Origin of the sequence: Rariglobus hedericola (assembly GCF_007559335.1) — a bacterium.
Classification (GTDB): domain Bacteria; phylum Verrucomicrobiota; class Verrucomicrobiia; order Opitutales; family Opitutaceae; genus Rariglobus; species Rariglobus hedericola.
Genome location: NZ_VMBG01000001.1, coordinates 1537870 through 1562005, shown reverse-complemented (window position 1 = coordinate 1562005; position 24136 = coordinate 1537870). Strand labels below are relative to the sequence as shown.

Here is a 24136-nt window from a genome sequence, read left to right as displayed (position 1 = left end):
GGCCAGTGTTTTTGCGCGCAACTTGACGAGCCATCCGGCCGGGGCAGGCTGACCGAACGCATGTCGAACCATTCGCAGCCTGTCCCAGGCAGTCCGTCCCGCAGGCTGATCGCTGGCATCGTCCTCGCCTTGGTGGTCGCGGCCGTGGTGTGGATATTTCGTGCCGAGCTGAAGAGCGTGGCGGGCGGGGGAATCGAAACGATCCGCGCGGCCGGACCGGTTCCGTATTTTGTGGCGATGGCCTTGCTGCCGTTGCCGCTGGCCTGGTTCACGGTGCCCGCGGGCGAGTTGTTTGCCGGACAGCTCACGGTGCCGGGCGTCATCGCGGCGTGCATGGTTGCGGTGCTGGTGCAGCTTTCGCTGAGCTATGTGGTAGCAAGGTATGCCCTGCGACCGATGGTGGAGCGGTTGTTGCACGGTCGCGGTTACAAGGTTCCCCAAGTGACGCCCGCCAATGCCGTGAGCGTGGTCATGCTGGTGAGAGTGCTGCCCGGACCACCGATGATTTTGGGTAGCTGCCTGCTCGCGCTGGCAAGGACGCCGTTCGCGATCTACCTGCTGTTGTCCGCGCTGGTTGCGCTGCCCTGGGTATGCGCTGGGGTGATATTTGGCCAGGGACTTTTAAGTGGTCGTTTCGCGCCGGCGGCCGCGGGGGCGGGCCTGCTGATCGTTTTGGTGATCGCCGTGCGGTTGTTCCGCCGGCGCTGGAAGTCGAGAGGCGAGGCGACGCTTATTTCCCGCGATTGATTCCGTAGGGGATGCGATTGCGGGTGTCGCAGGCCATCCATCCCGAATGAGTGGAAACATGGTGCAGCGGGAGCTTCGGCAAAGCCGTAAATTCCACCGGTGTTTCGGTGAGCACGGTCTCGATAAATGTGGACGGCGTAAGCATGTCGATTCGCGTCCAGCCCAGGTTTTCACCGTAGTAACGGTGGCTGTCGTGAAACGGGCGCAGCAGGCGGCCATCGGGCATGGGGATGACCGCTCCGGCGTTGCGGCCGGCGGAGAAAGGCGATTCGGCGTGGCGGCGTTCGTCGTTCACCGGATGCGGGATCAATTCGCCGGTGAGGAGATTGTCCGTGTGGAAAATTGCCCAGGAACGATGTCCGTCATCGGCGCGCGACCGGCGGATCGAGGTGAGCAACCACCAACGTCCGGCATGGCGGAGCGGCACGGTGTCAGCGGCATCCAGGTTGTCGGCCAGCCGGCGCACGAGCCGCCATTGATCGGGAAAACGTTCGCAAATATAGAGGTCGAGCGTGCCGGTGTTGCCGGTCTCGGGGATGAGGTAAAGGTGTCCGCCCTCTTCGAAGACGCAGGGGAAGGACGCATGGCCCGGTCCGGCGAGTGTGATGGGGATCACGGGACCGCCGGATGCCCGTCGCGCCACGAGACGCCCGCGGTTTTTTGAATACAAAAACTGTTCCATCAGGAGCCAGTATTCACCCGCATGAAAATGAAGAAAGGGATCGGCAAAGTAGCATCCGAACGGAGCCCGCACGCGTGACAGGGGGCCTTTCTGCGGACCGGCGAAAACATCATAGTGTTCTTTCTGCCAGCGCCACCAACCGGAAAGAAATGTGCCGTGAATGTGTCGGAGTAGAGAGATCATCGCTGAAAGCCAAGGATGTGGCGCGGTTCGTTTCGAACCATTGCGGATTCGTTTTTAACAGGTCAGAAAGTGCAGTATTATAGTAGCGACACGATATCGGGAATCAGTCCCATTACGAGCCATGCGTTCAGACGTGCCGACCTACAGCTACACTTGCGTGGACCGCTCGTTGCTGGTGCGTCCGTTCTGCCGTTATTTTGTGCATTGGTTCGTCGTTTGGATGCCGCCGGCGGTGCCGGCCAATCTGCTGACGCTGGGATCCTCGGCTTGCATGTGGGTGATGCTGGCGATGGCGCTGGCGGCGGATAACGCTGCGGTGCTGGCGCCCGCCTTTTTGATTTTGATGGCCGGTTATGTGATCTACGACCATGCGGACGGCATGCATTCGCGGCGCACGGGCACGAGCAGTCCGCTCGGTGAATACCTAGATCATTTCACCGATGTTTTTCACGGGGCGATCGCGGTGGTGGTCATGTTTCTGGTGGCAGGCCGCGCCGACTCGGCCGTGTGCCTCATCGTGCTGTGGGCGGTGTTGATGGCCGGTGCGGCGACGATGGCCGAGGAAAGGGAGCGCAAGGAGCTCTATTTCGGGCTGACCGGGCCCCTCGAGGCCATGTTGCTCACGCTGGTGTTTTTCGCGAGCTGGTGCTGGCCGGGTGCGGCGGAGTGGTGGCACGCGCCGCTGGTGGGCGGGCGCACGGTGTTCGAGTGCGTGATGATCGCCGGTGCGATCGGAAGTGTGATGACCTCGGCCGCCTGCGTGCTGCGTATCAAGCGACTGCCAGCCGGACTGGCGGCCTATGCTCTCATGAGCGCGTTGCTGTGCGCGCGGGGTTTGTATTTCGATGTGACGTGGTGGGAGACGGCGCTCCTGTTGACGCTCCACGGAGCCGATTACACAGGCCGTGTGATCGCGGGGCACTTGCTCGGAACGAAACGGCCGTGGCCGGATTTTGTGGTGCCGATCTTGATGCTCGGCGTCTCGCTGTGCGGGGTGCCCTCGATGGTGTGGGCCTGGGGTGCGGCGGCTTACCTGGCTTCCCGCGTCGTGCGCTCAACCGGCGGCATGCTGATGGTGTTCGGGCATCATTGGCGCTGGCTGAATCCGCCGGCGGTGGTCGTCAACGATGCGGTCAAGAACTGATGCCGGTTCCCTCGTGGACGAGGGTGTCGTCGAGGATGAAGGTCCACGGCAAGGCCGCGTTGAAAGCGAGTGAGATGTCGGACAGGCTCGAACGATTTTTAATGAGATGATGGCAACGTGAGAGCAGCAGGCAGTCGAGCACCGCGGTGCCGCCCTTGACGACGCCGGATAGCGAAAGATTTTTATGCGTGCCGTTCTTGCGTCCATCCGGATCGCTGGCGGAAAGGCGCGGTGCATCTGAGAGCGAGATCACGCGATCGCCGTAGCGGGCCGCGGCCCAGTCGGCGAATTCGGTTTCGTCGGTGGCAACAAACAGTCGCCACGATTGCGGCTGGTGTCGGGCGAGCACTCGGTCGATTTGCTCGGCGTAGACGCTGTAGTCGGGAGAACGATAGGGGAAGACGTTAATTTTGTCCGTGCCGCGATAGTGGACGCCGATCAGGAAGTCGGACGGCTGCGTGTGCGCGGATAAAAACTCGTCGACGCGGGCCGTCCATTCGGGGCGGACACGAATGTGGCGCGCGGTGAGCCGGTTGACTTCGCGCACCTCGTGTTCGGCGTTGATCGGGTAGGGCTGCAGGGCGGTGTTGCCGGGGATGCTCAACGTGGTCCACGATTCGTTCCATGCGTGCGGACCGAAGCGATGCCAGCCGTTGCAATGCACCTTGCGGGCACCGGGGCGGGGTTCGCCCAGCCACATGACCGGCTCAAAAAAATATCCCCACCAGTTGGTGTCGCGGGCCGGATCTCGATAGAGTTTTGAAGTGAATTCGATACGCACGCCGGCGGCGCCGTTGCGCTCGGCGTAATGCAATGCGCCCAGCACGGCGAAAAACTCCGAGAAAAGTCCCTGCTGTTTGCTCAACCAGCCTCCGAGCGTGTCACTGCGGTGACGGATGACCAGCAGGCGGTCGCGCACCCCAGGCTCGGGCAATGGTGAGCGCCGACGGCGCGGCGGGGGAGTGGACGGCGAAGGAGCGTTCATCGGGCAACTGAGTTTTTGCCGAAACGCGGCAACGGGGCGAGATCCGGATAGCGTGCTTTCAGGATGCGGTTGAAATTCGCGATCAAAGAATCGCGCCGGGAGAAACAACCGAAGCGTTGGAAGAAACCAGAGAATCGTTTGAACGGTGCGCGAGTCATCGGGGACTTGCTGTCAATCCGCAGCCAGAGTGGCGACGAACCGGCGCAGCCGTCGTTTGATAATCGAAAACCGGCGGCGCATGCGAAGGAGCCTGGTTTCGCCGCCATCGTGAAATACGTCCCAGAGCCAGATGGGCATCCACGTGATGCGGCGGCGATGATGGCGGAAATGATGGTGTTTTATGCGACGGGCGAAGGTCTTGAAATCGAGTCGTTCCCGTTCGCGGAGATAGAGCAGGGTGAGCAACGACTGGTCATGGCGATGACCGACGAATCCGGGCAAATCGGGAAGACCGCAGGTGTTGGCGCGATCAGTGAGTTGGCGCGGATCCGCGCAATGCTCCAGCCACAGCCGGACAAAGGCGCGGACGCGTTCGTTGTTTCGAAAAACGAGAAACGCGGCGTCGAGCTGGCGGGCATTGTGGAAGTGCGTTGCATCCGTGCCGGTGAGGACGAAGGCGTCGCGTTTGACGTGCATCCGGTTCGGATAGTCGTTCCAGAAAAGCACGCCATCGCGACCGTTTGCCGAGGTTGCCAGAGCTTCGAGCGGACCGCGCAGGTCGGAACCTGAGTCGACGTAAACCACGAGATCGTTCTCCGCCGCACGTTCGAGTGCATCGAGGATGATGCGTGGTTTCCAGAGCCAGTAGCCGGCTCCCTCGCGCTCGCTGAGCGTTTCACGGTGGGCTGCGGCGAAATTATTATCGGCAGTGGATGAATCGAGGGCCGAGATGTGGGCGACGCCATGTCGGCGGGCCGAGGCGATCAGCGCAGCCTGATTCGCGAAGTGAATGTGGGCGCCATCCGCATAGCAGATCAGATGGAGCGACATGACGAATCAGCTGACGGCGGTTTGTCTCGTGTCGGACACGATCCGTCCTTCCGACAATCGCACGATACGATCCGCCGTCGGGTAGAACGCATCGTCGTGCGTGATGGCGATCACGAGTTTGCCGCGCGCACGAAGGCCCGGCAGGATATGCTCGTAAAACCAGCGGCGAAACTCGGGGTCCTGATCGGCTGCCCACTCGTCGAAAACGTAGACGGGTTTGTCCTCGAGCAAGGTGGCGACGAGGGCGAGGCGCTTGCGCTGGCCTTGGGAAAGCTTGGTGGTCGAAAACGCACCGTCGGCTCCGATGGAAACCAGTTTTTCGAGATGAACGTCCTTCAGGAGTTTTTGCGCCGCGGCCGCGGGTGCGTCCTCATAACCGAGCAGGCTACTGAACAGGAAGAAGTCGGCAAAGATCACCCCGAAGCGGCGGCGGTGACCGGCGAGTGCGGCGTCATCAACGGTGCGTCCGGCAGAAACCAGTTCTCCGTGCGAAGGCGGATACAAACCGCAGATTAATTTAAGGAGCGTGGTTTTACCGCTGCCGTTGCCACCGCAGACGAAAACCACTTCGGCGCGGTCGAAGGTGAGTGAAACCGGACCGAGGTCGAACGGTGCGGCATCGTCGCGGGAGTGGCGGTAGGAAACCTCGCGCAAACCGAATTGAATCGCGGCCGGATTCGGGGTCGGAGTGTCGGTGCGGTGCGCGGGCGGCGTCGCGGATGCCGGATCATCCTGACCAAGCACAATACCGATCTGCTCGGCGCGATCCATGGCGAGGGCGACGCGGCTGAGGTAAGTGCTGAAGCCGACGAGATTAGAAAGCGGCGCGAGCATGAAAAGCGCAATGAACAGGAAGCGCCCGAACTGTTCGTGCGTAGCCCAGCCGTGCAGGGGCAAAGTGAACAGGAGCAAGCCGACGCCGAGCAGGAGCAGTAGTTCGCCCCAGCGTTTGACGAGGGTTTCCCAAGTGTTGGCGCGGGTGAGCTCGACTTCCTGGCGACGGCAGACCGGTTCCAGATGACGGTCGAAAAACACGCTGCGTTTACGATCGTCCTGAAGCAGTTCCTTGTGACCGCGCACGATGGCGTCGAGCAAGGTGCTGATGCCATCCCAGTCGGCGCGCCAGCGGGCGAGGTGTTTCTGGAAACGATGCAGAGGTAGGACATATCCGCCCAGCGCCAGGGCGACGAGCACCAGGCAGGCAACCGCGAGTTGCCAGGAGACCACGGTGAGCAGCACAAAACACCCGATTACGGTAACGAGCCCGGAGATGACCGTGGGCAGTCGTTCGGCCGCGCGCGAAATAGCGGCGATGTCCTCCACCAACACGGGGAAAATGCGGTTTTGTTCACGCTCGAGCACGGGCAATGGCACCGCGAGAATACGTCGGCTGACAGATAACCGCAGTTCTCGCACCGCGCGCTGGGCTACACGGGTGAGGCGGTTGTCGGCGAGGACGGCCCCGGCGCCATAGACCAGCCAGCAACCGGCGAACGCGACGGCGTAGAGATGCCAGTTTTCGCCGCGCCGGGCGATCACCGCTTGCAGAATCCACGCAAAGCCACTGGTGGCCAAGCCGGTCGCGGCTCCTGCCAGAATACCGGTGATCGCATCCCAGCGAGAGGTGCGGAGCAACAGGAGCAGGACGCGCATGAGCGAAGTCCTACCTCAGAGCCTTTGTGCGCAAGGCTTCGATGTCGGCGAATTGCTTCGTCGAGATCAGGCGGCGGGGCACGCGGCGGCTGGCTTCGCTGACGAGGCGGTCCCAGTTGTCCTCGTTGGGAGTGTGCGGATGCCAGCCGGTGTTGTGGCCCTGATGACGCGTCCATTCAGCCTTGCCGGCGTGAATGCGCACCAAGACCTGATATTTACCCTCTTCGGGATTTTTTTCCCACCAGCCAAACTCCATTGCCATATGCGCTAGGAGTAACCACGCGGGCTCACGGAGCCAGCGGAAACTCGGTGACGAGCCGGCCGGGGTGAAATTTGCCGTGGCGACGGGTGATTTTTATGACGCGCACGTGATCGCCGCGAAGTTCGACGAAGAGGTTGCCCAACGGACGCGAAAACGAGCCGGTGTTGACCACGACAGGACCGTCGGTGTGCCGCCACACGCCGGGGTAGTGCGTGTGGCCGAGCACGACGAGCTGGGCCGCAGGACGCTGCGCCCGGGCGAGCCGGCGGGCGAGTTGGGGAGTCGTTCGCCAGACCTTCAACATGGCGAATATCCGGCTCGGTGAAATCAGTTCGTGGGCCAGCCGGATGGCGATGGCCGCCGGAGTGCGGCGGGAACGGGAATGCGATTCGACCAGCCCGATGCACGCGAGCCGGTTAAGACGCAGCCGGGTTTCGATCAACGCGAGCTCGCCGGGCGGGATGCCGTGGGCGTTGGCCTGGATACGTGCGGCCATGATGGGGCGCAATTCACTCCACGGGGCGATGCCGTCGAACAACACGTCGCCATGGGTGATCCATACGCGGCCGTTGTTGAGCGAAAGCTCGGCGTGCGGAGAGATGTCGGGGTCGTGATTACCGGTGAGGAATGTAACGTGATCGGAATACCGCGCGAAAAACGCCTGCACTTCTGGAAATCCGCCGCCGGGCGCGGGATCCTGCGAGTCAACCGTGTCGCCGTTGAACACCAGCTGGTCGGCGCCTTCGAGTAACGGAGCCAGGGCGTCGAGGTGCTGGAGACGACTCTCGCCATCGCGAAAATGCAGGTCTGAAAAAATACGTATAACCGGTCCGGGCATCGCGTGCCCTTGAAGCAAGCGTCACCGTTGCGGGCGGCAACCTTTAAGGCGGCCAACCGGGTGGATCCGTTGCGAGCTTGAGACCGGCGGGCGGTTCGTGTGGGATGATGAACTGTGCGTATCTTTATCACTTTGATTCTGGTGGTGGCGGGCTTCGCGTCGGTGACGCGGGCTGACTTTGTGCGCGACCTCGCGCGCATTCATACGGAGGCGACCGGCGGGCAGGCGCGCGTCGCGGCGTTGAAGAGTCTTCGCGCCACGGGGACCACGCGGAGCGAAACCAGCGAGTTTAAATTCGTGTTGCTGGCTGCACGGCCGAACCGCATCCGCACCGAAGTGATGTCGGGCTCGCACACGATCACTCAGGGATGGGACGGCGAAAGCGAACCGTGGTCCGCCGATTCAAAGTCGCGTCGCGTCACGATGCTCTACGGTCTGTCGGCCGCCGATTTCAAAGTGGATGCCGAGTTCGACGATCCGTTGCTTCAGGGCGGCGCCAAGCGCCAGATCTCCCTTGATTACGCGGGCACCGTGCAGATGGAAGGCCGCGAGTATTTGAAGGTCGTGGTGACGCAGAACTTCACGGAAACCTCGTTCGTTTATCTCGATGCGGTGACCTATATGATCGCGCGTCGCGACGTGGTGCGCCGTCGTAAAAGCGGCGATAAACTGATTCGGACGGACTACAGTGATTTCCGCGCGGTGGCCGGCGTGATTTTGCCGCACCGGCTGGTGGTTTCGCAGGACGGGAAACGCATTCATGAAACGGTGATCGACCGGATCGAGGCCAACGTGGAATTGCCAGACAGTGTCTTCAGGGCGCCCGTGGTGGTCGGTCGCTAAAGGCTCGTCCGGCGGCGGATCGCGGGCCGGCGCGGTTTCGGCACTTGCCAGCTCCTCACGCGGTGGGTTGGAGTCGATGACGATTTATGGCACTTTTTGGATCCCTCGCCACCGTTCGCACGCAACTCGCCGGCAGCCCTTCGTTTCAAAAGGCGCTGGCTTATGTGGAGGAAATTCTCCGTCCCGGCTCCGAGGCGCATCAACGCCTGCTGGCGGTCGCGACCGGCGACACGGGGCGCGTTGAACTGGGCGACGGGGTGTTTGCCCTGGAGCAGGCCTACATTGCCAAGCCGCCCGCCGAAGGGCGTTGGGAGGCGCACCGCGTTTATATCGACGTGCAGGTGATCGTGAGCGGCGACGAACTCATGGAAGTGACCGATGTGTCGCGCCTCGCGGTCGCGGAGGATCATACACCGGCCAAGGATATTTTATTTTTTGAACAGAACCTCGAAGGCTCGGTGCTGCGCATGCGCGCCGGCGAACTCGCGGTGTTTTATCCCGTCGATGCCCACAAGCCCTCGCTCGCTGCCGGCGTGCCGGCCGCGCTGGTGCGCAAGACCGTCGTCAAGGTGCCGGTCGCTTCCGTCTCGTGAACTACCGCCACAGTTATCACGCGGGGAATTTCGCGGACGTCATGAAGCATGCGGTGCTCGTGCGCGTCGTGCGTGCGATGCAGCGCAAGGAACGCGGGTTTCTTTATGTCGATACGCATGCGGGCCGCGGTCGCTACGATCTGGCATCGGCCGCGCGCGGGGACACGCTGGAGCGCAAGCCCGAGTGGCCGGACGGCATCGGCCGCCTCTGGAACCGCACGCGCATGCCCGAGGTGCTGGCGGACTATGTCGCGCAGGTGAAAGCATACGACCAGAAGATGGGCAACCTCGAGGCGCTGCCGCGTTTTTATCCGGGCTCGCCGCGCATCGTGCGTGCGCTGGCGCGTCCGCAGGACCGGCTTTCGTTGTTTGAAAAACAACACGACGAAGCAGGCGAATTGCGCGCGGAGTTTGCCCGTTCGAGCGGCGTGGGAATCCAGTCGGCGGATGGCTACGCCGGCCTGCGCGGACAACTGCCGCCCCCTGAAAAACGCGCTCTGGTGCTGATCGATCCGCCGTTCGAATCGAAGGACGAGTTTGAACGCGTGGCCGCGACGGTCGCCGATGCGTTGAAGCGCTCCCCGGCGGCGACGATCATGGTGTGGTATCCGCTGACCGAGCGCGCGCGGGTGGATATGTTTTTTGATGATCTGGCCGCGCTGTCGTTGCCGCCGACGTTTTCACTGGAGCTGACGGTCGTCGGCCCGATGCATCCGATGAAGATGAAAGGCTGCGGCCTCGTGGTGATCAATCCGCCCTACGAAATAGACAAGGAGTTGACGCCTTGCTGCACGTGGATGGCCGAGATGCTGGCGCAGGATCAAGGCGGCCGTGCGGAGCTGCGTTGGTTGGTGAAGGAGGCGTGAGCGGGCTTGCCGCGTGCTCGGGCACACGGCAAGTTGGCGGGCGCATGAAATCCCCGCTTCTCCTCGCATCGATCATCTTTTTCGCACCGCTCGCGCTCGTGGCTGAAACCAAGCCCGCCGCCACGCAGACGGTGATTCCCGCCGCTCAACTCACCGAAGGACTCAAGTCGGGTCTCGGTGCCATCATCAGCCAGGCACTCGGCGAAGGTAAGTTGTCCGTCACGCCTCCGCCCGCTCTGGCCAAGCTTCAAACGGCGCTTTCGAAAACCGACAAAGCCGAGACGGCTTCGGGTTTCAGTGACGCACTCGCGGCGACGGTGGCCAAGCTGTCTCCGCAGATGAGCAGCCTGCTGCAGACCTCGGTGAAGGATCTTTCGGTGGCTGATGCGTCGAGCGTGCTCGGTGGTGGCACCGATGCGGCCACGCAGTTTTTGAAAAAATCCGCCGCTCCCGCGCTGCGCGAAAAATTATTGCCGCTCGTGAAGCAGGCGACGGCTTCGACCGGTCTCGCGACCAAGGCCAAGGACATGCTGGCACTGGCCGGACCGCTGGCGGGTTTTGGCGGCAGCAAAGCCGTGAGCGATCTCGATGGTTATGTGTGCGACCAGGTGATCGCCCAGAGCTTTGCGCTGATGTCGAAACAGGAGGCCGCGGTGCGCGCCAACCCTGCGCTGCTGAGCAGCAATCCTCTCGCGCAAAAAGCCTTCGCGCTGTTTAAGAAATAAAAAACGCGCCGTGAAAAACGGCGCGTTGAAAGTGGACCGGGCTAACCTCGCGGGTGACCGCGAGGTTTTTTATTTGGCCGAGCGGCGGGTCTCGGTCACGCGATGGGCGGTGAACGGAACGCTGGCGGCGACGGCGACGCGCGGGAGCATGTCGGGAGCGCGAAAAATGGGTTTGCCCCAGAGCACATCGAACGGTGCGGAGGCTTCAACGGACACGGCGGGCTTGGGCGGGAGGGTATGGGTTTGCGAGATCATTGGGGTAAGCGGGGTGAGATGGATTGAACCTTTTATCGTTACGAGAGCGACAGGAATTTAGCGGAAAAGTGCGGCGAATAATAAAAAAAGTCCGCCGGCCAAAAAAAGGCCGGCGGACAACAGACCGACAGGGGCGTCGAGACGCCTTCCTGCAAGTATTAGGCTAATCAGGCTACAAAGGAGAGAGCCTCGCGGGTGGGAAACTGGGCGGGGATCTTCTTGGGAACGGTCAAGGTGAGGACGCCCTCGTGGATTTCGGCCTGGAGGGCGGTGTAGTCGAGGTTGCGACCGAGCCGGAGGCTCAGCGAGTAGTCGCGCTGCACGCTTTCAAGGTTGAGGGCACCGAAGTTGACGCGGACGAAGTGGCTCTTGCGGGCGGTGACCAGGAGGTCGGGACCGCGGGTGGTGATTTCCACGCCGGCTGCGTCCACGCCCGGAACATAGACGACGACCTTCAGCGCGTCCTGCAGCTCCTGGCAGTCATAGTGCGGCTTTCGGGCGTCGACGGTGTTAACCGTGGCGTCCGGGCTGCGGGTGCTGCGACTGGCGGGCTTCAGCGGGTGGATGATGGTGTTCATGGGAAAAGGAGAAAAAGTGAAAATTGGTTTTTGAGTGATCGGGACTAAGCGGTGGCTTCCTGGGGCTTGTGGCCTCCGGGCTTCATCAGGTGGTAACTTCGGTCCTTCTAGGAGGAAGTTTAGGCCTGTGAGCCCGCGCCTTGTTTGGATTTGCTCCAACGTTGGCAGGTGGCCGGACGCATCTGTGCGCAGCATTGGACGACGGCCTTCGTGATCGAAGTGCCGGCGGTGCTGAGGAGATGGTGGTTTGTCCGGTTCATTGAGTAATTGTGAGTTACTCTACACAATGCATCACGCGTGCCAACTGGCTTTGCGCGATTCACAAAAACGTCACGCAGTGGCGAGCGCGCGATTTGCATCGGCCGCGACGGAGGCGGCGGTCGCCTCGTCGGTTTCCACGGCCTCGTCTTCGAGGGGGAACTGTTTCCGGAAGTCGGCGAAATCGACGATTTCAAAACGTCCGTCAAAGTGCTCGACCACGGCGGTGAGCGATTCAACCCAGTCGCCGGAGTTCAGATAGTGGACATCGCCGATCATGCGATCGGCGGCGGTGTGAATGTGGCCGCACATGACGCCGATGCACCCGCGGCTCTTGGCGAGCTCGGCGATGTGGTCCTCGAAATTCGAGACGTGATTCACGGCCTGTTTGACGCGGGCCTTGATGGCCTTGGAGAGCGAGTAGTAGTCCTTGCCGCGCCAGGCGCGCCATTTGTTGTAGAGGCGGTTGATGCGCATGAGTGCGCGGTAGCCCCAGTCGCCGGCGTAGGCGAGGAACACAAAATTCTTGGTGATGGTGTCGAACACGTCGCCGTGAAGAACGAAGTAATCGCCGCGCACAGCGTGGTGAACGTGATCCTCGACGATCACGAGATTCTCGAAGGCGATCGGGAGGAACTTGGCGAGCACGTCGTCGTGGTTGCCGCGCAGGTAGACGACCTCGGTGTCCTTCTTCTCGAGTTTTTTCAGGATGAGGCGGATGAAACGCGTGTGCGTTTTCGGCCAGTGGCCGCCTTGTTTGAGTTTCCAGCCGTCGATGATGTCGCCGTTTAGAATCAGTTTCTCGGACTGCGTGTATTTGAGAAAATGATTCACCTCACGAATTTTGCAGTCGTGAGTGCCGAGGTGGACGTCGGAAATAATGATCGTCCGAAACTGGAGTGGCTTGGTGTCCATCGGTGAGGAGTTTAACAAATGTGACGGCCGCTGACTAGGGGGTGGGGTGATTAGTCACGCGAACGTCACGAAGTGGCTGGAACCATGATGCGCAGGCTGCGGGGACGCACGGTAATATCGAGCGAGGCGGCGGCCTGGTGGGTTTCGCCATCGGTGTGGATGAGGCCGGGAGCGGCTCGCTCGATGGTGAAGTGGTTGCCCCGCATACGGGACACGGAAGAACTGCCGTCGATTTTTTTGAGGAACAGGCGGGCGGCCAGCGGTGCGGCGTTGAAGGCGTTGGCGCGTTTGATGACCGTGAGGTCGAGCAAGCCGTCATCGACCGAGGCGCCGGGGGCGATGTAGCAGTCGTTGCCGTATTGGTCGGAGTTGGCGACGGTGAGGATGAAGGCGGGCGTCTCCAGCGAGGCGACGCCGTTGCGGATCAGGTAGGTTTGCGGCTTGTAATGGAAGAGCGTGCCAAGCGTGGTGCGCACGTAGGAGGCGAGACCGCGGCGCGTGAGGTGGTTAAAGCGATCGGCGATCTCGGCATCGAAGCCGATGCCCATCGCGTTGAAAAACGGGATGCCGTTGACCTCGCCGGTATCGATCACGCGCACGCGGCCTTCGACCAGCGTGCGAAAGGCGCCCTTGCCGGGACCGGGGATGCCGAGGTGGCGGCCAAGGCCGTTGCCGGAGCCACACGGGATGAGGCCAAAGACGGCGGACGTGCCGACGAGACCGGCGGCCACTTCGTTGAGCGTGCCGTCGCCGCCGATGGCGACCACGAGGCCGCAGCCGTCGATCACGGCACGGCGGGCCAACTCGGTGGCGTGACGCGGGCGCTCGGTGAGCACGACATCGGCATCGAGCGAGCGTTCACGGATAAAGGCACGCGCGCGTTCGAGGAGGTGGGGATTCTTGGCGTTATGCCCGGAGCGGGGGTTGAAGATGAACCGCGTCTTGATCACGAGGCGACGATGGCCGCGGGGACGGCGTTTGGCACGGTCAAACCGGCGACCTCATGCAGATCGCGTTCGAACCCGTCGATGACGTGGTTCCACGAAATGCCCTCGGCGGTGCGACGGGCGGCTTCGCCGATGCGGCGACGGAGCGACGGATTCGCGGCGAGCGTGTCGGCGGCGTGATGCCAGGCCGTGAGATTGCCAAAGGGAACGGTTAGGCCGTTTTCAAGATTGCGAATATAGCGGGCGGGCGCGGCGTAGTCGAAGGCCAGCACGGGCAGCCCGCTGGCCATGGCCTCGGTGACGACGTTGCCAAATGTCTCGGTGAGACTCGCGTAGAGAAATGCGTCACCCGAGGCGTAGTGGCGTGCGAGATCGGCGCGCGAAAGAAAGCCGGTGAAGCGAATCCACGGGTAGGCGCGGATGAGTTTTTTGCGCAGCGGGCCGTCGCCGACCACGACGAAACGGGCGGATGGTTGCGAAGCGCGTATGCGGGCGAACGCTTCGAACAACGCCGGGTAGTTCTTCTCCGCGGCGAGACGGCTGACATGGACGACGACCAAATCCTCAGAGCCGGCGCCCCACGAACGGCGCAGGGCGTCGTCACGGACGGCAGGTGTGAAGACCTCGGTGTTCACGCCCCGGGAGAGCAGGCGCATGCCGTGGAAACCGTCGCGGGTGAGCTCGGCGTTGAGCTCGGCAGTGGGCGAAAGCGTGATGCGTGTGCGGTTGTGAAAATGCCGCAGGTAGGCGAGGGCGGGACGCGTGAGAAAGGCGAAACCGTAGTGTTTGGAGTAGCTGTGGAAGTTGGTGTGAAAACTCGACGTGAGCGGCAGGCCGAGTTTATCGGCGGCGGAGAGCGCGGCGTAACCGAGCGGGCCCTCGGTGGCGATGTGCACGAGATCGGGCCGGTCGGAGCGCCAGGACTTGAGCAGGCGTCCACGCACGGGCAGGCCGGCGCGAAGAAACGAATAACCGGGGATTGGCACGCTGGGGCAAAGCAACTCCTCGTAGAGTCCGTCGGAGCGCGGGAGATCGCGGGAATTCTGGCGCGGGCGGATGACCGTGACGCGATGACCACGCCGGGCGAGACCCTCGACCAGATGGGCGAGCGTCATGGCCACTCCGTTGATCTCAGGCGGAAAGGTTTCGGTGACGAGGGCGATATTCACGCGAAGAGCGTTGGAAACGCGCGGAGCGGCGGGCGCGAGGGGAAACGTCGGCGGACGGTTGGATATTACCTGAGCGTAACAAAAGGAATGTCTCGCGAAGGACGCGAAGGGTGCGAAGGAATTAAGGCCTTCAATGAAGGGAATCATTCATGTGCTCACAGGGCCCACGGCGGTCGGCAAGACCGAGCTGGCTTTGCGCTGGGCGGAGACGAATGACGCCGAAATCGTGTCGTGCGACGCGTTGTTGTTTTATCGCGGCATGGACATCGGCACGGCGAAACCCACGGCGGACGAACGGGCGCGGGTGCCGCATCATCTGATTGATTTGTGTGCGGTGAGCGAAGGCATGGACGTAACCGCGTATGTCGCGAAAGCCCAGGCGGCGGTGGCGGACATCACGGCGCGCGGCAAACGCGTGCTGGTGGCGGGTGGCAGCGGGTTTTATCTGAAGAGTTTTTTTGCGCCGGTGGCCGACGACGTCGAAGTGCCTGCGGAGCTGCGTGGGGAGATCAATGCGAAGCTGGCGAACGAAGGGCTGGCGGCCTTGGTCGCGGATTTGCATGCGCTGAATCCGCAAGGTCTGGGTGCGCTTGATGTGGCGAATCCGCGACGGGTGACACGGGCGTTGGAGCGCTGTCGCGCTTCGGGTAAACCGCTTGATGTGCTGGCGGCGGAATTCGCGCGCATGCCATCGCCCTTTGCCGGTTGGGATGTGCGCTGCACGCAACTGGACCGTGAGGCGGCGGAGTTGGATAATCGCGTTGCAAGTCGTGTGGATGGGATGATTGACGACGGACTCGTGGACGAAGTGGAGCGTTTGCGCGTGGAGGGCCTGGAGAAAAACCTGAGCGCAGCGCGGGCGATTGGTTACCGCGAGACGCTGGCGATGCTCGACGGTGTGCTGCCACGCACGGAACTCGCGGCGGAGATTGTTAAGAACACGCGTGCGTTGGTGAAAAAACAGCGCACCTGGTTTCGCACGCAGCTTCCTGAGCATCGTGTGCTGTCGGCACAGTTGGCGACCGTGGAAAGCGTGTTCGGTGGATGATCGCTTAGGCCGACGGCAGGTTGCCGAGGAAGGTGAGGATTTCCTTAAGGCGGGCCAGGGCCTTCGGGGCGACTAGGCGAGGGAAACGGGACCCAGCGAGCATGACGTAGTCGTCGCGGACGCCGGAACCTCGGAGGCACTTGAGGCGGGATGATTCCGTCTCGACGTTGATGATGCCCTTTTGCTCGGCGCGGATGCGGATCTCGGTGATGAGCAGCAACGCGCGGACTTCGTCGCCGAATTTGCCGAAGCGGTCATGGAGATCGGCTTCGATTTCTTTGAGCTGGAGCGCGCCGGCGGCCATCGCCAGGCGGCGGTAAAAGTCGATGCGGAGACGCGTTTCGGTGATGTAAGTGGACGGAATGCGGGCCTGGATTTTAGCGACCTCGACGGCTCCGTCGGCGGATTGCTCGGCGGCTTTGATCGCTTGGTAGGAGGACTGAGAAACCTGAGGGTTGAGACCTGAGACTTGAAGGCCGGAAGCGGCGGATTCGCCGACGAAGACGAAATCGAGCTTCACGTTGGCGCGGATGGCCGCGGCGTGTTTGTCGCCTTTCAAGCGGGCGACGGATTGGCGGAGGAGTTGGCAGTAGAGTTCGAAGCCGACGCCGATGATGTGGCCGCTTTGTTGGGAGCCGAGGAGGTTGCCGGCGCCTCGGAGTTCTAGGTCGCGCATGGCGATGCGGAAACCTGCGCCGAGTTGGTTGTGGGTGCGCAGGGCGTTGAGGCGTTCGCGGGTGATCTCGACCAGACGCGTGTGGCGGTGGAGGAGGAGGTAGGCGTAGGCCTGGTGTTTGAAGCGGCCGACGCGTCCGCGGAGTTGGTAGAGTTGCGAGAGGCCGAAGCGGTCCGCGCCTTCGATGATGATTGTGTTGCAGTTGGGGATATCGAGGCCGGTTTCGATGATCGTGGTGCAGACGAGGACCTGGTGTTTGCCGGCGACGAAGTCGGTCATCTCGCGCTCGAGTTCGTGTTCGTCCATCTGGCCGTGGCCGACGCCGATGGTGACGTCGGGCAACATCTCGCGGAGGCGGGCGGCGACGAGGTTGATCGTCTGCACGCGGTTGTGGAGGTAAAAGACTTGTCCGCCGCGGCGGAGCTCGTGGCGGATGGCGTCCACGACGAGTTTTTCGTCGTAGGTTTTGACGATGGTCTGGATCGGGTGGCGGTTGACGGGCGCGGTTTCGATGACGGACATGTCGCGAGCGCCGGTCATGGCCATGTAGAGTGTGCGCGGGATGGGCGTGGCGGACATGGAGAGAATGTCCACGGAGGTGCGCATGGCTTTGAGGCGCTCTTTGTGTTTCACGCCGAAGCGTTGCTCTTCGTCCACTATCACCAAGCCGAGGTCTTTGAAGGCGACGCGGTCGGTGAGGAGGGCGTGAGTGCCGATGAGGATATCGACCTGGCCCGAGGAGGTGGCGGCGAGGATACGGTTGACTTCGCCCTTGGTGCGGAAGCGGCTGATCATCTCGACGGCGATAGGGTAGCCGGCCATGCGTTCGCGGAACGTGTTGAGGTGTTGCTGCGCGAGGATCGTGGTGGGGACGAGGATGGCGACCTGCTTGCCGCCTTGGACGACTTTGAAGGCGGCACGGATGGCGACCTCGGTTTTGCCGAAACCGACGTCGCCGCAGATGAGGCGGTCCATCGGGCGGGCGCGCTCGAGGTCGGCTTTGGTGGCCTCGATGGCGGTGAGCTGGTCCTTGGTTTCGGTGAAGGGGAACGAGCCTTCGAATTCTTTCTGCCAGTCGTTATCGGGCGGGAAAGCGTGGCCGGGTTGGGCTTCGCGCTGGGCTTGGATTTTGAGGAGGTCGGCGGCGAGGTCGATGGTGGCGCGTTCGGCGGCCTGGCGGGTTTTTTCCCAGCGGCCGGAGCCGACTTTGCCGAGTTGGGGCTTGGCTTTGCCGAGGCCGACGTAGCGGCTGATGAGGTGCGATTCTTGGAGCGGGACGTGGAGGGTGACGCCGTCGTCGAATTCGAGGGAGATGACTTCGCGTTGTCCGTCACGTGTATCCAGTTTCGTGAGACCGCGGTAGAGGGCGATTCCGTGCTGGAGGTGGACGACGAAATCGCCTTCGACGAGTTCGGAGAAGTCGAGGAGCTGGTCGACCTGGGCGCGGGTGACGAGGGCGCGTTGTTGCGTGCCGGTGACGCGGCGGGTGCGCTGGCGGCCGAAGAGTTCGGTTTCGGTGACGAGAACGAGTCCGCCGATCTCGCCGAGTTTGCGCTTGGGGAGCGTGGACCAAAGGAGCCCGGCGCCGGCGCGGTAGGTGCAGCGGAAACCTTCGTTCAGCGTGCCGCGGACCCAGAGGGGTTGCAGGCCTTTGAAGCGCGGGTCCTCGGCGAGGATTTCTTTGACGCGTTGTTCTTCGCCTTCCTTGGAGACGACGAAGGCGAGGCCGTAACCGTCTTTTTTCCAGGCGACAAGTTGGGTGAGAAACGTGCGGCGGGCGTCTTCTTCGGCGGAGAGGCGTTCTTGGGCGACGAGGTCGTCGGAGGGGTAGGTGCGGTGGTGAACAAGGCTCTCGGTGTCCCAAGTGATCTCGGTGACGCCCTCGCCGTCGAAGAGCGCGGCGGCTTCGTCGATGTCGGCGAGGCCGAAGGCGCCGGAGGCTTTGAGGAGTAGCGGGGAGAGTCCGTCGAAGCCCTCGCGCGCGAAGGAGGAGAATTCCTCGTCGAGGGAGGCGGGCTCGACGAAGACAAGCTGGGTGAGAGGCGAGAGGTAGTCGGCGAGGCCGGTTTTGGAGGCGTCGAGTTTGAGGCGCGGTGAGGCGGAGAGTGTGATCGTGTCGATCTGTTCGCCGGAACGTTGGGTGACGGGGTCGAAGGCGCGGATGTCTTCGATTTCGTCTCCGAAAAAATCGAGGCGGTAGGGCTGAGTGGCGGTGATAGGGTAAACGTCGATGATGCCGCCGCGGATCGCGTAGTGGCCCGGGGATTCGCAGACGGCTTCGCTGTCGTAGTCGAGGCCGTGGAGCGTTTCGAGCAGGGCTTTGAAGGGTTGGGATTGTCCGCGCTTAAGCGTGATTTCACGGTTGGAAAACGCTTCGAGGGCGGGAACGGGTTGGAGGAGGGCGGCGGGCGTCGTCAGGACTACGAGAGAAACCTGAGGACTGAAACCTGAAACCTGAGTGATCGAGCGGGCGGAGCGGAGCCGGCTGAGGACGGTGGTGCGATCGGCGGAGGCGGCAAAGGCTTCGCGCATATCGCGGCTGTCGGGCATCGACTCGGGAAAGATGAGGGTCTCGACGGCGGCGGGATTTCCACCGGCGGAACGATGAAAAAACGAGATGTCCTCGGCGAGTTGCTCGGCGTGTTTAAGATCCTCGGTGATGACCAGCCACACGGGGGCAGGGTGTCCGCGCGTGAGCTCGGCGATGACGGCACCGCGGGCGGGCGGGCAGACACCGGTGAGCTTGATGCGGGTGAGGTGGGCGGTGACGGACATGGACGACGCTGACGAGGACGGAGGACAGAGAACCGAGGACGGAAGACGGAAGACGGAAGACGGAAGACGGACGGAATGGACAGCGGAACGGGCTGCAAGTGCGCCGACTACATTTTGGAGACCAAGGCGGCGCGGGCGGCGGATTCTTCGGCGGCTTTTTTGGAGGAGCCTGAACCGGTGCCGAGGACCCGGTCGGCGAGAAAGATGGTGGAGGTGTATTCCTTGGCGTGGTCAGGGCCGCCGGACAGGACGGTTTCGTAGCGCAAGGCGCCGGTGCCGTGGGTGGGCTGCACGCGCTCTTGGAGACGACCCTTGGGGTTGGCTTCGTCGAGGCGGAGACTGGCGAGACGGGTTTCGAGGTCGCCGTAGGTGCGCATAATAAACGCCTGGGCGACGGACAGTCCGGCATCGAGGAAAACGGCGCCGACCACGGCTTCATAGGCGTCGCCGGCGACGGTGGGTGAACCGCCGGTTTTTTGCTCGGCGGCGGAAAGGCGCAGGTGGGCGGGCAGTTCGAGCTCGCGCGCGAGTTCGCCGAGGAAAAGACCGTTGGTCAACGCGACGCGCAGGCGGCTGAGTTCGCCTTCACGTTCGACGGGGCGCAGTTGGAAGAGCGCGGCGGTGACGACGAATTGAATCACGGCGTCGCCGAGAAATTCGAGACGTTGATAATGGTCGCCGTCATCGGGGTGCTCGTTGGAGTAGCCCGGATGGGTGAGGGCCTGCTGAAGGAGCGCGGGCCGGGCGAACGTGTGGCCGAGGCGATGCTGAAGTGAATCGGTCATGACGAGGCGCTGGCGTAGCGACGGAGACCGCGGTTGAAAACAAAGAGAGCCAGGCTCATCCAGAAAACGGTGACGGCCAGCAACCAGCACGCGTTGGTCAGGCTGAAGCCGTGAATGAGCGTGGAAGCCGGGACATTGCTCACGACGACGGCGGGAAGAATCCATACGAAGAGGACGCCGGCAGCGCCCTTGAAGGCCTGGCGGGGGAGGCGTGAGAACTCCATCAATGTGAAATAACTGCCCTCAATGCCCTGGGCCGCACCCAGCCAGAACGTGAGCGACACGGTGATGAGCAAAATCGCGTAATTGATGAGGAAGCCGCAAAAAATCATCGCGGCGTAGGCGAGGAGATCGAGCAGTGACGGGTCGATGCCGAGCCGGTTGGCGGCATAGATGACCACGGCGGTGGCGACGACGGCGTTGGAGAGCCCGTCGAGGTCGAGCTTGCGCGTGGAGACCATGATCAACGGGTTGCCGGGCTGGGCCAGGAAGAAGTCGAAGTGGCCGGTGCGGATGTTGCGCGCCATTTCGAAGAGATTCGTCCACACGAAGCCCATGATGAACCGTTGCACGAGCATCGAACTGCCGACGAGGAGCAGCATCTGGTATTTGCTCCAGCCAGCGATGGAATCGGTGTGATCGTAGACGACCTGGATCAGCAGGAGGTTCACGCCCATCCAGAAAAACTCCACCAGCGCCCACATGATGAAATCAAAACGAAACATCATCGTGCGCACGACCGAGTAGCGGGCGCAGGCGAGCCAGATGCGGATGTAATCGATGAGTTTCACGATGGGGAATCAGCCGCCGACGGCGGTGTGGCGGCGCAGACCGCGGGTCCAGAGGAATTGGGCTAGGATCAACAAGGCGACGACCCAGAACGATTGGATCGCGAGGCCGTTCAACGCGGAGGTATGATCAAGACGTCCGGTGAAAATCGCCGTTGGGAAATACATCTGGTAGTAATACGGCAGCCACTGCGAGATGCGGTAGAACCAGCCGGGCATCAGATCGAGCGGGAACATCTGGCCGCCGAGAACGGTTTCGATCGCGAGCGAGAGAATGATGAAGGACTGGATTTCGAGGAACCAGAACGTCAGCAGGCCGAAGATGTAGGCGATGGTGAACTGGATCAATGCGGCCATGAGCATGGCGGGCAGGCCGAGCATCAGGCGCCACAGTTCATCGGGCAGGGCGATGTGGTCTTTGAGAAGGGGTAGAGCGATAAGAATGGGCAGGAGGGCGAGGAGTCCGGAAACCAGTCGCGCGGCGACGAAAATACTAAACCGGTAGAGGTAGTAGTTAATCGGTTTCAGCAGGAACTGATTGATGATGCCGTTGCGGATATCTTCGCTGATCTGGTAGTCCTCGTTGAACGCACCGATGAAGAACTGCATGATCAGAATGACCACGAAGTAGGTCAGCGTCTGGTCGAGGCTGAAGCCGGCGATTTCCGTCTGACCTTGATACGCGGCACCCCAAAGAATGAAGACGAACGCGAGGTGGAAGAGCGAAAAGAGCGCGCGGATACCGAAGTTCCATCGATAAACGATGTTACTCTGAAGGCCTATCAGGAAGGCGTGCCGGTATTTGGCGAAAGACATGCGGAGGCGGAGGTTTAACGCAAAGACGCCAAGTCGCAAAGGGCGCGGAGCGGAATCCGGGCAATTACTTAAGGCCGAAGCGGGCGATGACCTCTTTGGCGAGGTTCTTGTAGGCGGTGGCTCCAGGGGAAAGCGGATCGTAGTCGAAGATCGTCTTGCCGAAGCTGGGTGCCTCGCTGAGGCGAATGGTGCGGGGGATGACCGTGTTGAAGATTTTTTCGGGCAGGTGCTTCTTCACTTCCTCGACGACTTGGCGCGAGAGATTGGTGCGGATATCGAACATCGTCATGACGACGCCACCGAGTTCGAGACCGCCGTTGATGCCGGCGTTTTTGATGCGCTCGAGGTTGCGCAGAATCTGCCCGAGACCCTCAAGGGCCATGTATTCGCACTGGAGCGCGATGAGCAGGTAGTCGGCGGCGGCGAGACTGTTCATCGACAGCATGCCCATGGAAGGCGGGCAATCGATGATGATGACTTTAAAGCCACCCGAGGTTTTGAGCGGCTCGAGGACGGTGCGGAGCTTGGCGAGGTAGTTTTCGGACTGGGCGATCTCGATTTCGGCGGCCGCGAGATCTTCCTCGGACGGAATGAGTGCGAGATGCTCGTATTGAGTGGGGACAACCATCTCGAGCGCGGTCCCTTCACCGTTGAGCGGGCCGTAGAGGGAGCGACCGGGGATTTTCTCAACACCGATGGCGCTGGTGGCGTTGGCCTGGGGGTCGAGATCGATCAGCAGGGTGTGGATTTTCTTCTCGGCGAGCGCGGCGGCGAGATTGACGGCGGTGGTGGTTTTGCCGACGCCGCCCTTCTGGTTGGCGATGGTGAAGACGAGGGAGGACATTTTGGTAATGCCCCATGACCAATGACGAATGGGCGGGGGGCAAAGAAAAACCGCCGGTCGAGGGACCGGCGGTTTTAAAATTTGGAGGCGCGAGCCGGAATCGAACCGGCGGTAGAGCTTTTGCAGAGCTCGGCCTTACCACTTGGCTATCGCGCCTTGGACTGAAGGAGCGCGGAACTTGTGTGAAAAAAGAGTCCTCCGCAAGAACGGAAACTCAGCTTGTGAGGGATGCTTTTTTTGCGTCGGTCGTGTTGAACGGCGCGAGGCTGTGGCCGATTTCGTAATCAGCCAGAATGCTGAAGTAAAAAACCGAGCCTTCGCCCACGCGGCTTTCGACGGAGATGGCGCCGCCCATGCGTTCGCAGAGACGTTTGGCGATGATCAGACCGAGGCCGGTGCCGCCGCGACGGCGTTTGGCAGAGGTGTCCACCTGGCTGAACGGGCGGAAGAGTTGGTTGATCTTATCGGCGGGGATGCCGATACCGGTGTCGCGCACGCTGAATTGGAGGCGCACGGCGCGGTGGACGCCGCCGGAAAGGATTTCCTCGGGGGCGGCGGCGACGGAGATGGTGATGCCGCCTTTTTCGGTGAACTTGATGGCGTTGCCCACGAGGTTGCTGAGGATCTGGCGGAGGCGGCCGTGGTCGCTGTTGACCAGCGCGGGCATACCGGGGGCGAGAGATGTGGTGATGGTGAGGCCGGCTTCGCGGGCGCGGGGGCCGAAGAGCGCGCTGATCTCGTCGATGCAATCACGGAGTGCGAACGGGGCGTGTTCGATCTCGATCTTGCCGGCTTCGATTTTGGAGAGATCAAGGATGTCGCTGATGAGGGTTTCCAGCGTCTGGCCGCTGCTGGTGATCATATCGACAAATGACCGTTGCTCGGCGGTGAGATTGGAGTCGCGCAGCAGTTTGCCGAAGCCGATGACGCCGTTGATCGGCGTGCGGATCTCGTGGCTGACGATGGCGAGGAATTCGCTCTTGGCGCGGTCGGCGGATTCCGCGGCTTCCTTGGCGGCGATCAGCGCGAGCTCGGCTTCCTTGCGAGTGGTCACGTCGTGACCGACGGCCTGGTATTCGATGATGGTGCCTTCGCTGTCTTTAATGGCGCGATGTGTCCAAGAAAGGATGACGGCCGTCTGGCTGGCATCCGTTGAAGTTTGTTCGAAAAGAGCGGCTTCGGGTAGGGCGGCGGTGTGTGGCTTGATCAGGCCTGAGGTGACCAACAGGCAGGGATGACCGATAAGTTCAAGACGCTTGCGGCCCAGGAAACGGGCATAGGCACCGTTGACGAAAGTGAGTTTACCGTCGGGCGCATAACGGCAGATGAGGTCGGACTGGTCCTCGACGACGGCGCGATAGCTGGCTTCGAGTTTTTGCAGCGACTGGGCCATGCGCTCGATCTTGCGCGCGAGACCGATGACTTCGTCGTGAATCTCGTCGTTATCAGCCTCGGGGACTTGTGTCTCCGCGCTATGATTCATGTCGCGCAGGCGCTGCATGAGAGAGCGGTCCCACACGTAACCACCGAGAACGAGCAGCACGCACCCGATGACGGAGAGACAGAGAATATAATACTGCGGCGAAACCTCCGTGTTGCTGTCAATCGACGGAATAATGATCGCGCCGAGGGAAGCGAGGAGGGCAAAAGCCAGTGCGAAGATCAGAACTGATTTCCTGCGCTGGGCTGAACTCATGGGGGTAATCACTGGCTGATAACGTGAGCCTAGTCTATGCCAAATGCACCGCAGGTTGATAGGGCCTTGTAAAAC

General features: G+C 62.0%; 25 protein-coding genes and 1 tRNA gene. 7 read left to right on the top strand and 19 right to left on the bottom strand.

All coding sequences use genetic code 11. From position 1 onward, the window contains the following. Positions 1–60 precede the first annotated feature (60 nt). On the top strand, positions 61–747 hold the full coding sequence (locus FPL22_RS06875; protein ID WP_144229360.1) for a TVP38/TMEM64 family protein: 687 nt from the start codon (positions 61–63) through the stop codon (positions 745–747). Here FPL22_RS06875 and FPL22_RS06870 read toward each other — a convergent pair. Next, positions 731–1612 (bottom strand): glucosamine inositolphosphorylceramide transferase family protein, encoded by an 882-nt coding sequence (locus tag FPL22_RS06870; protein ID WP_144229359.1) that lies wholly within the window; start codon positions 1610–1612, stop codon positions 731–733. The two genes, FPL22_RS06875 and FPL22_RS06870, sit on opposite strands and share 17 nt — an antisense overlap. A gap of 121 nt (positions 1613–1733) precedes the next feature. Between FPL22_RS06870 and FPL22_RS06865 the strand changes: the two genes are divergently transcribed. Next, positions 1734–2756, top strand: coding sequence for a CDP-alcohol phosphatidyltransferase family protein (locus FPL22_RS06865; protein ID WP_144229358.1), 1023 nt, complete (start codon positions 1734–1736; stop codon positions 2754–2756). On the opposite strand, the gene FPL22_RS06860 is transcribed toward FPL22_RS06865, so the two are convergent. The 5 genes from FPL22_RS06860 to FPL22_RS06840 all read right to left on the bottom strand — a co-directional run bounded on the left by FPL22_RS06860 (position 2746) and on the right by FPL22_RS06840 (position 7484). Beyond that, positions 2746–3741: an O-fucosyltransferase family protein gene (locus tag FPL22_RS06860; RefSeq protein WP_144229357.1), complete on the bottom strand. Its 996-nt coding sequence runs from the start codon at positions 3739–3741 to the stop codon at positions 2746–2748. The genes FPL22_RS06865 and FPL22_RS06860 overlap by 11 nt on opposite strands. Positions 3742–3912: 171 nt before the next feature. Then, positions 3913–4731, bottom strand: a complete 819-nt coding sequence (locus FPL22_RS06855) for a hypothetical protein (protein WP_144229356.1) — start codon at positions 4729–4731, stop codon at positions 3913–3915. A 6-nt stretch (positions 4732–4737) separates the two neighbouring features. Next, complete coding sequence (locus FPL22_RS06850; RefSeq protein ID WP_144229355.1) at positions 4738–6384, bottom strand: cyclic peptide export ABC transporter; 1647 nt, start codon at positions 6382–6384, stop codon at positions 4738–4740. A gap of 10 nt (positions 6385–6394) precedes the next feature. Further along, positions 6395–6646 (bottom strand): hypothetical protein, encoded by a 252-nt coding sequence (locus tag FPL22_RS06845; RefSeq protein ID WP_144229354.1) that lies wholly within the window; start codon positions 6644–6646, stop codon positions 6395–6397. A gap of 25 nt (positions 6647–6671) precedes the next feature. Beyond that, complete coding sequence (locus tag FPL22_RS06840; protein WP_144229353.1) at positions 6672–7484, bottom strand: metallophosphoesterase family protein; 813 nt, start codon at positions 7482–7484, stop codon at positions 6672–6674. A gap of 114 nt (positions 7485–7598) precedes the next feature. On the opposite strand from FPL22_RS06840, the gene FPL22_RS06835 reads away from it, so the two are divergent. The 4 genes from FPL22_RS06835 to FPL22_RS06820 all read left to right on the top strand — a co-directional run bounded on the left by FPL22_RS06835 (position 7599) and on the right by FPL22_RS06820 (position 10511). Then, positions 7599–8327, top strand: a complete 729-nt coding sequence (locus FPL22_RS06835) for a LolA-like protein (protein ID WP_144229352.1) — start codon at positions 7599–7601, stop codon at positions 8325–8327. A gap of 86 nt (positions 8328–8413) precedes the next feature. Beyond that, positions 8414–8920 carry a NanQ anomerase/TabA/YiaL family protein gene (locus FPL22_RS06830; RefSeq protein ID WP_144229351.1) on the top strand — a complete coding sequence of 169 codons (507 nt, stop codon included), beginning with the start codon at positions 8414–8416 and terminating at the stop codon, positions 8918–8920. Beyond that, complete coding sequence (locus FPL22_RS06825; protein ID WP_144229350.1) at positions 8917–9786, top strand: 23S rRNA (adenine(2030)-N(6))-methyltransferase RlmJ; 870 nt, start codon at positions 8917–8919, stop codon at positions 9784–9786. The genes FPL22_RS06830 and FPL22_RS06825 overlap by 4 nt, the downstream gene beginning before the upstream one ends. A gap of 44 nt (positions 9787–9830) precedes the next feature. Beyond that, positions 9831–10511, top strand: coding sequence for a DUF4197 family protein (locus FPL22_RS06820; RefSeq protein ID WP_144229349.1), 681 nt, complete (start codon positions 9831–9833; stop codon positions 10509–10511). Between the two features lie 69 nt (positions 10512–10580). On the opposite strand, the gene FPL22_RS06815 is transcribed toward FPL22_RS06820, so the two are convergent. From FPL22_RS06815 to FPL22_RS06795, 6 genes are all read right to left on the bottom strand, one after another. Then, positions 10581–10766, bottom strand: coding sequence for a hypothetical protein (locus tag FPL22_RS06815; protein ID WP_144229348.1), 186 nt, complete (start codon positions 10764–10766; stop codon positions 10581–10583). A 167-nt stretch (positions 10767–10933) separates the two neighbouring features. Beyond that, a complete protein-coding gene (locus FPL22_RS06810; RefSeq protein WP_144229347.1) occupies positions 10934–11344 on the bottom strand; it encodes an Hsp20/alpha crystallin family protein in 411 nt (136 codons plus the stop codon). A 119-nt stretch (positions 11345–11463) separates the two neighbouring features. Beyond that, positions 11464–11604: a hypothetical protein gene (locus FPL22_RS17680; RefSeq protein ID WP_162525218.1), complete on the bottom strand. Its 141-nt coding sequence runs from the start codon at positions 11602–11604 to the stop codon at positions 11464–11466. A 70-nt stretch (positions 11605–11674) separates the two neighbouring features. Next, on the bottom strand, positions 11675–12517 hold the full coding sequence (locus FPL22_RS06805) for a UDP-2,3-diacylglucosamine diphosphatase (RefSeq protein ID WP_144229346.1): 843 nt from the start codon (positions 12515–12517) through the stop codon (positions 11675–11677). Positions 12518–12582: 65 nt separating this feature from the next. After that, on the bottom strand, positions 12583–13467 hold the full coding sequence (locus FPL22_RS06800) for a diacylglycerol/lipid kinase family protein (RefSeq protein WP_144229345.1): 885 nt from the start codon (positions 13465–13467) through the stop codon (positions 12583–12585). After that, complete coding sequence (locus tag FPL22_RS06795; RefSeq protein WP_203235127.1) at positions 13464–14633, bottom strand: glycosyltransferase family 4 protein; 1170 nt, start codon at positions 14631–14633, stop codon at positions 13464–13466. The genes FPL22_RS06800 and FPL22_RS06795 overlap by 4 nt, the downstream gene beginning before the upstream one ends. Positions 14634–14766: 133 nt before the next feature. Here FPL22_RS06795 and miaA point away from each other — a divergent pair, with 133 nt between their 5' ends. Continuing rightward, complete coding sequence (gene miaA, locus FPL22_RS06790; protein ID WP_144229343.1) at positions 14767–15681, top strand: tRNA (adenosine(37)-N6)-dimethylallyltransferase MiaA; 915 nt, start codon at positions 14767–14769, stop codon at positions 15679–15681. 4 nt (positions 15682–15685) lie between these two features. Here miaA and mfd read toward each other — a convergent pair whose 3' ends face one another. From mfd to FPL22_RS06755, 7 genes are all read right to left on the bottom strand, one after another. Continuing rightward, positions 15686–19132, bottom strand: a complete 3447-nt coding sequence (mfd, locus tag FPL22_RS06785) for a transcription-repair coupling factor (RefSeq protein ID WP_144229342.1) — start codon at positions 19130–19132, stop codon at positions 15686–15688. Positions 19133–19239: 107 nt separating this feature from the next. Then, positions 19240–19917, bottom strand: coding sequence for a ribonuclease III (gene rnc / locus FPL22_RS06780; RefSeq protein ID WP_144229341.1), 678 nt, complete (start codon positions 19915–19917; stop codon positions 19240–19242). Then, the gene (locus FPL22_RS06775) at positions 19914–20708 is read right to left on the bottom strand and encodes an ABC transporter permease (RefSeq protein ID WP_238991329.1); all 795 of its coding nucleotides are present in this window, start codon (positions 20706–20708) and stop codon (positions 19914–19916) included. The genes rnc and FPL22_RS06775 overlap by 4 nt, the downstream gene beginning before the upstream one ends. Positions 20709–20717: 9 nt before the next feature. Continuing rightward, positions 20718–21521 carry an ABC transporter permease gene (locus tag FPL22_RS06770; protein WP_144229340.1) on the bottom strand — a complete coding sequence of 268 codons (804 nt, stop codon included), beginning with the start codon at positions 21519–21521 and terminating at the stop codon, positions 20718–20720. 64 nt (positions 21522–21585) lie between these two features. Then, a complete protein-coding gene (locus FPL22_RS06765; protein WP_144229339.1) occupies positions 21586–22365 on the bottom strand; it encodes a ParA family protein in 780 nt (259 codons plus the stop codon). An 82-nt stretch (positions 22366–22447) separates the two neighbouring features. Then, positions 22448–22521 (bottom strand) — tRNA-Cys (locus FPL22_RS06760). Positions 22522–22579: 58 nt separating this feature from the next. Next, complete coding sequence (locus FPL22_RS06755) at positions 22580–24061, bottom strand: PAS domain-containing hybrid sensor histidine kinase/response regulator (RefSeq protein WP_144229338.1); 1482 nt, start codon at positions 24059–24061, stop codon at positions 22580–22582. Between the last annotated feature and the right edge of the window lie 75 nt (positions 24062–24136).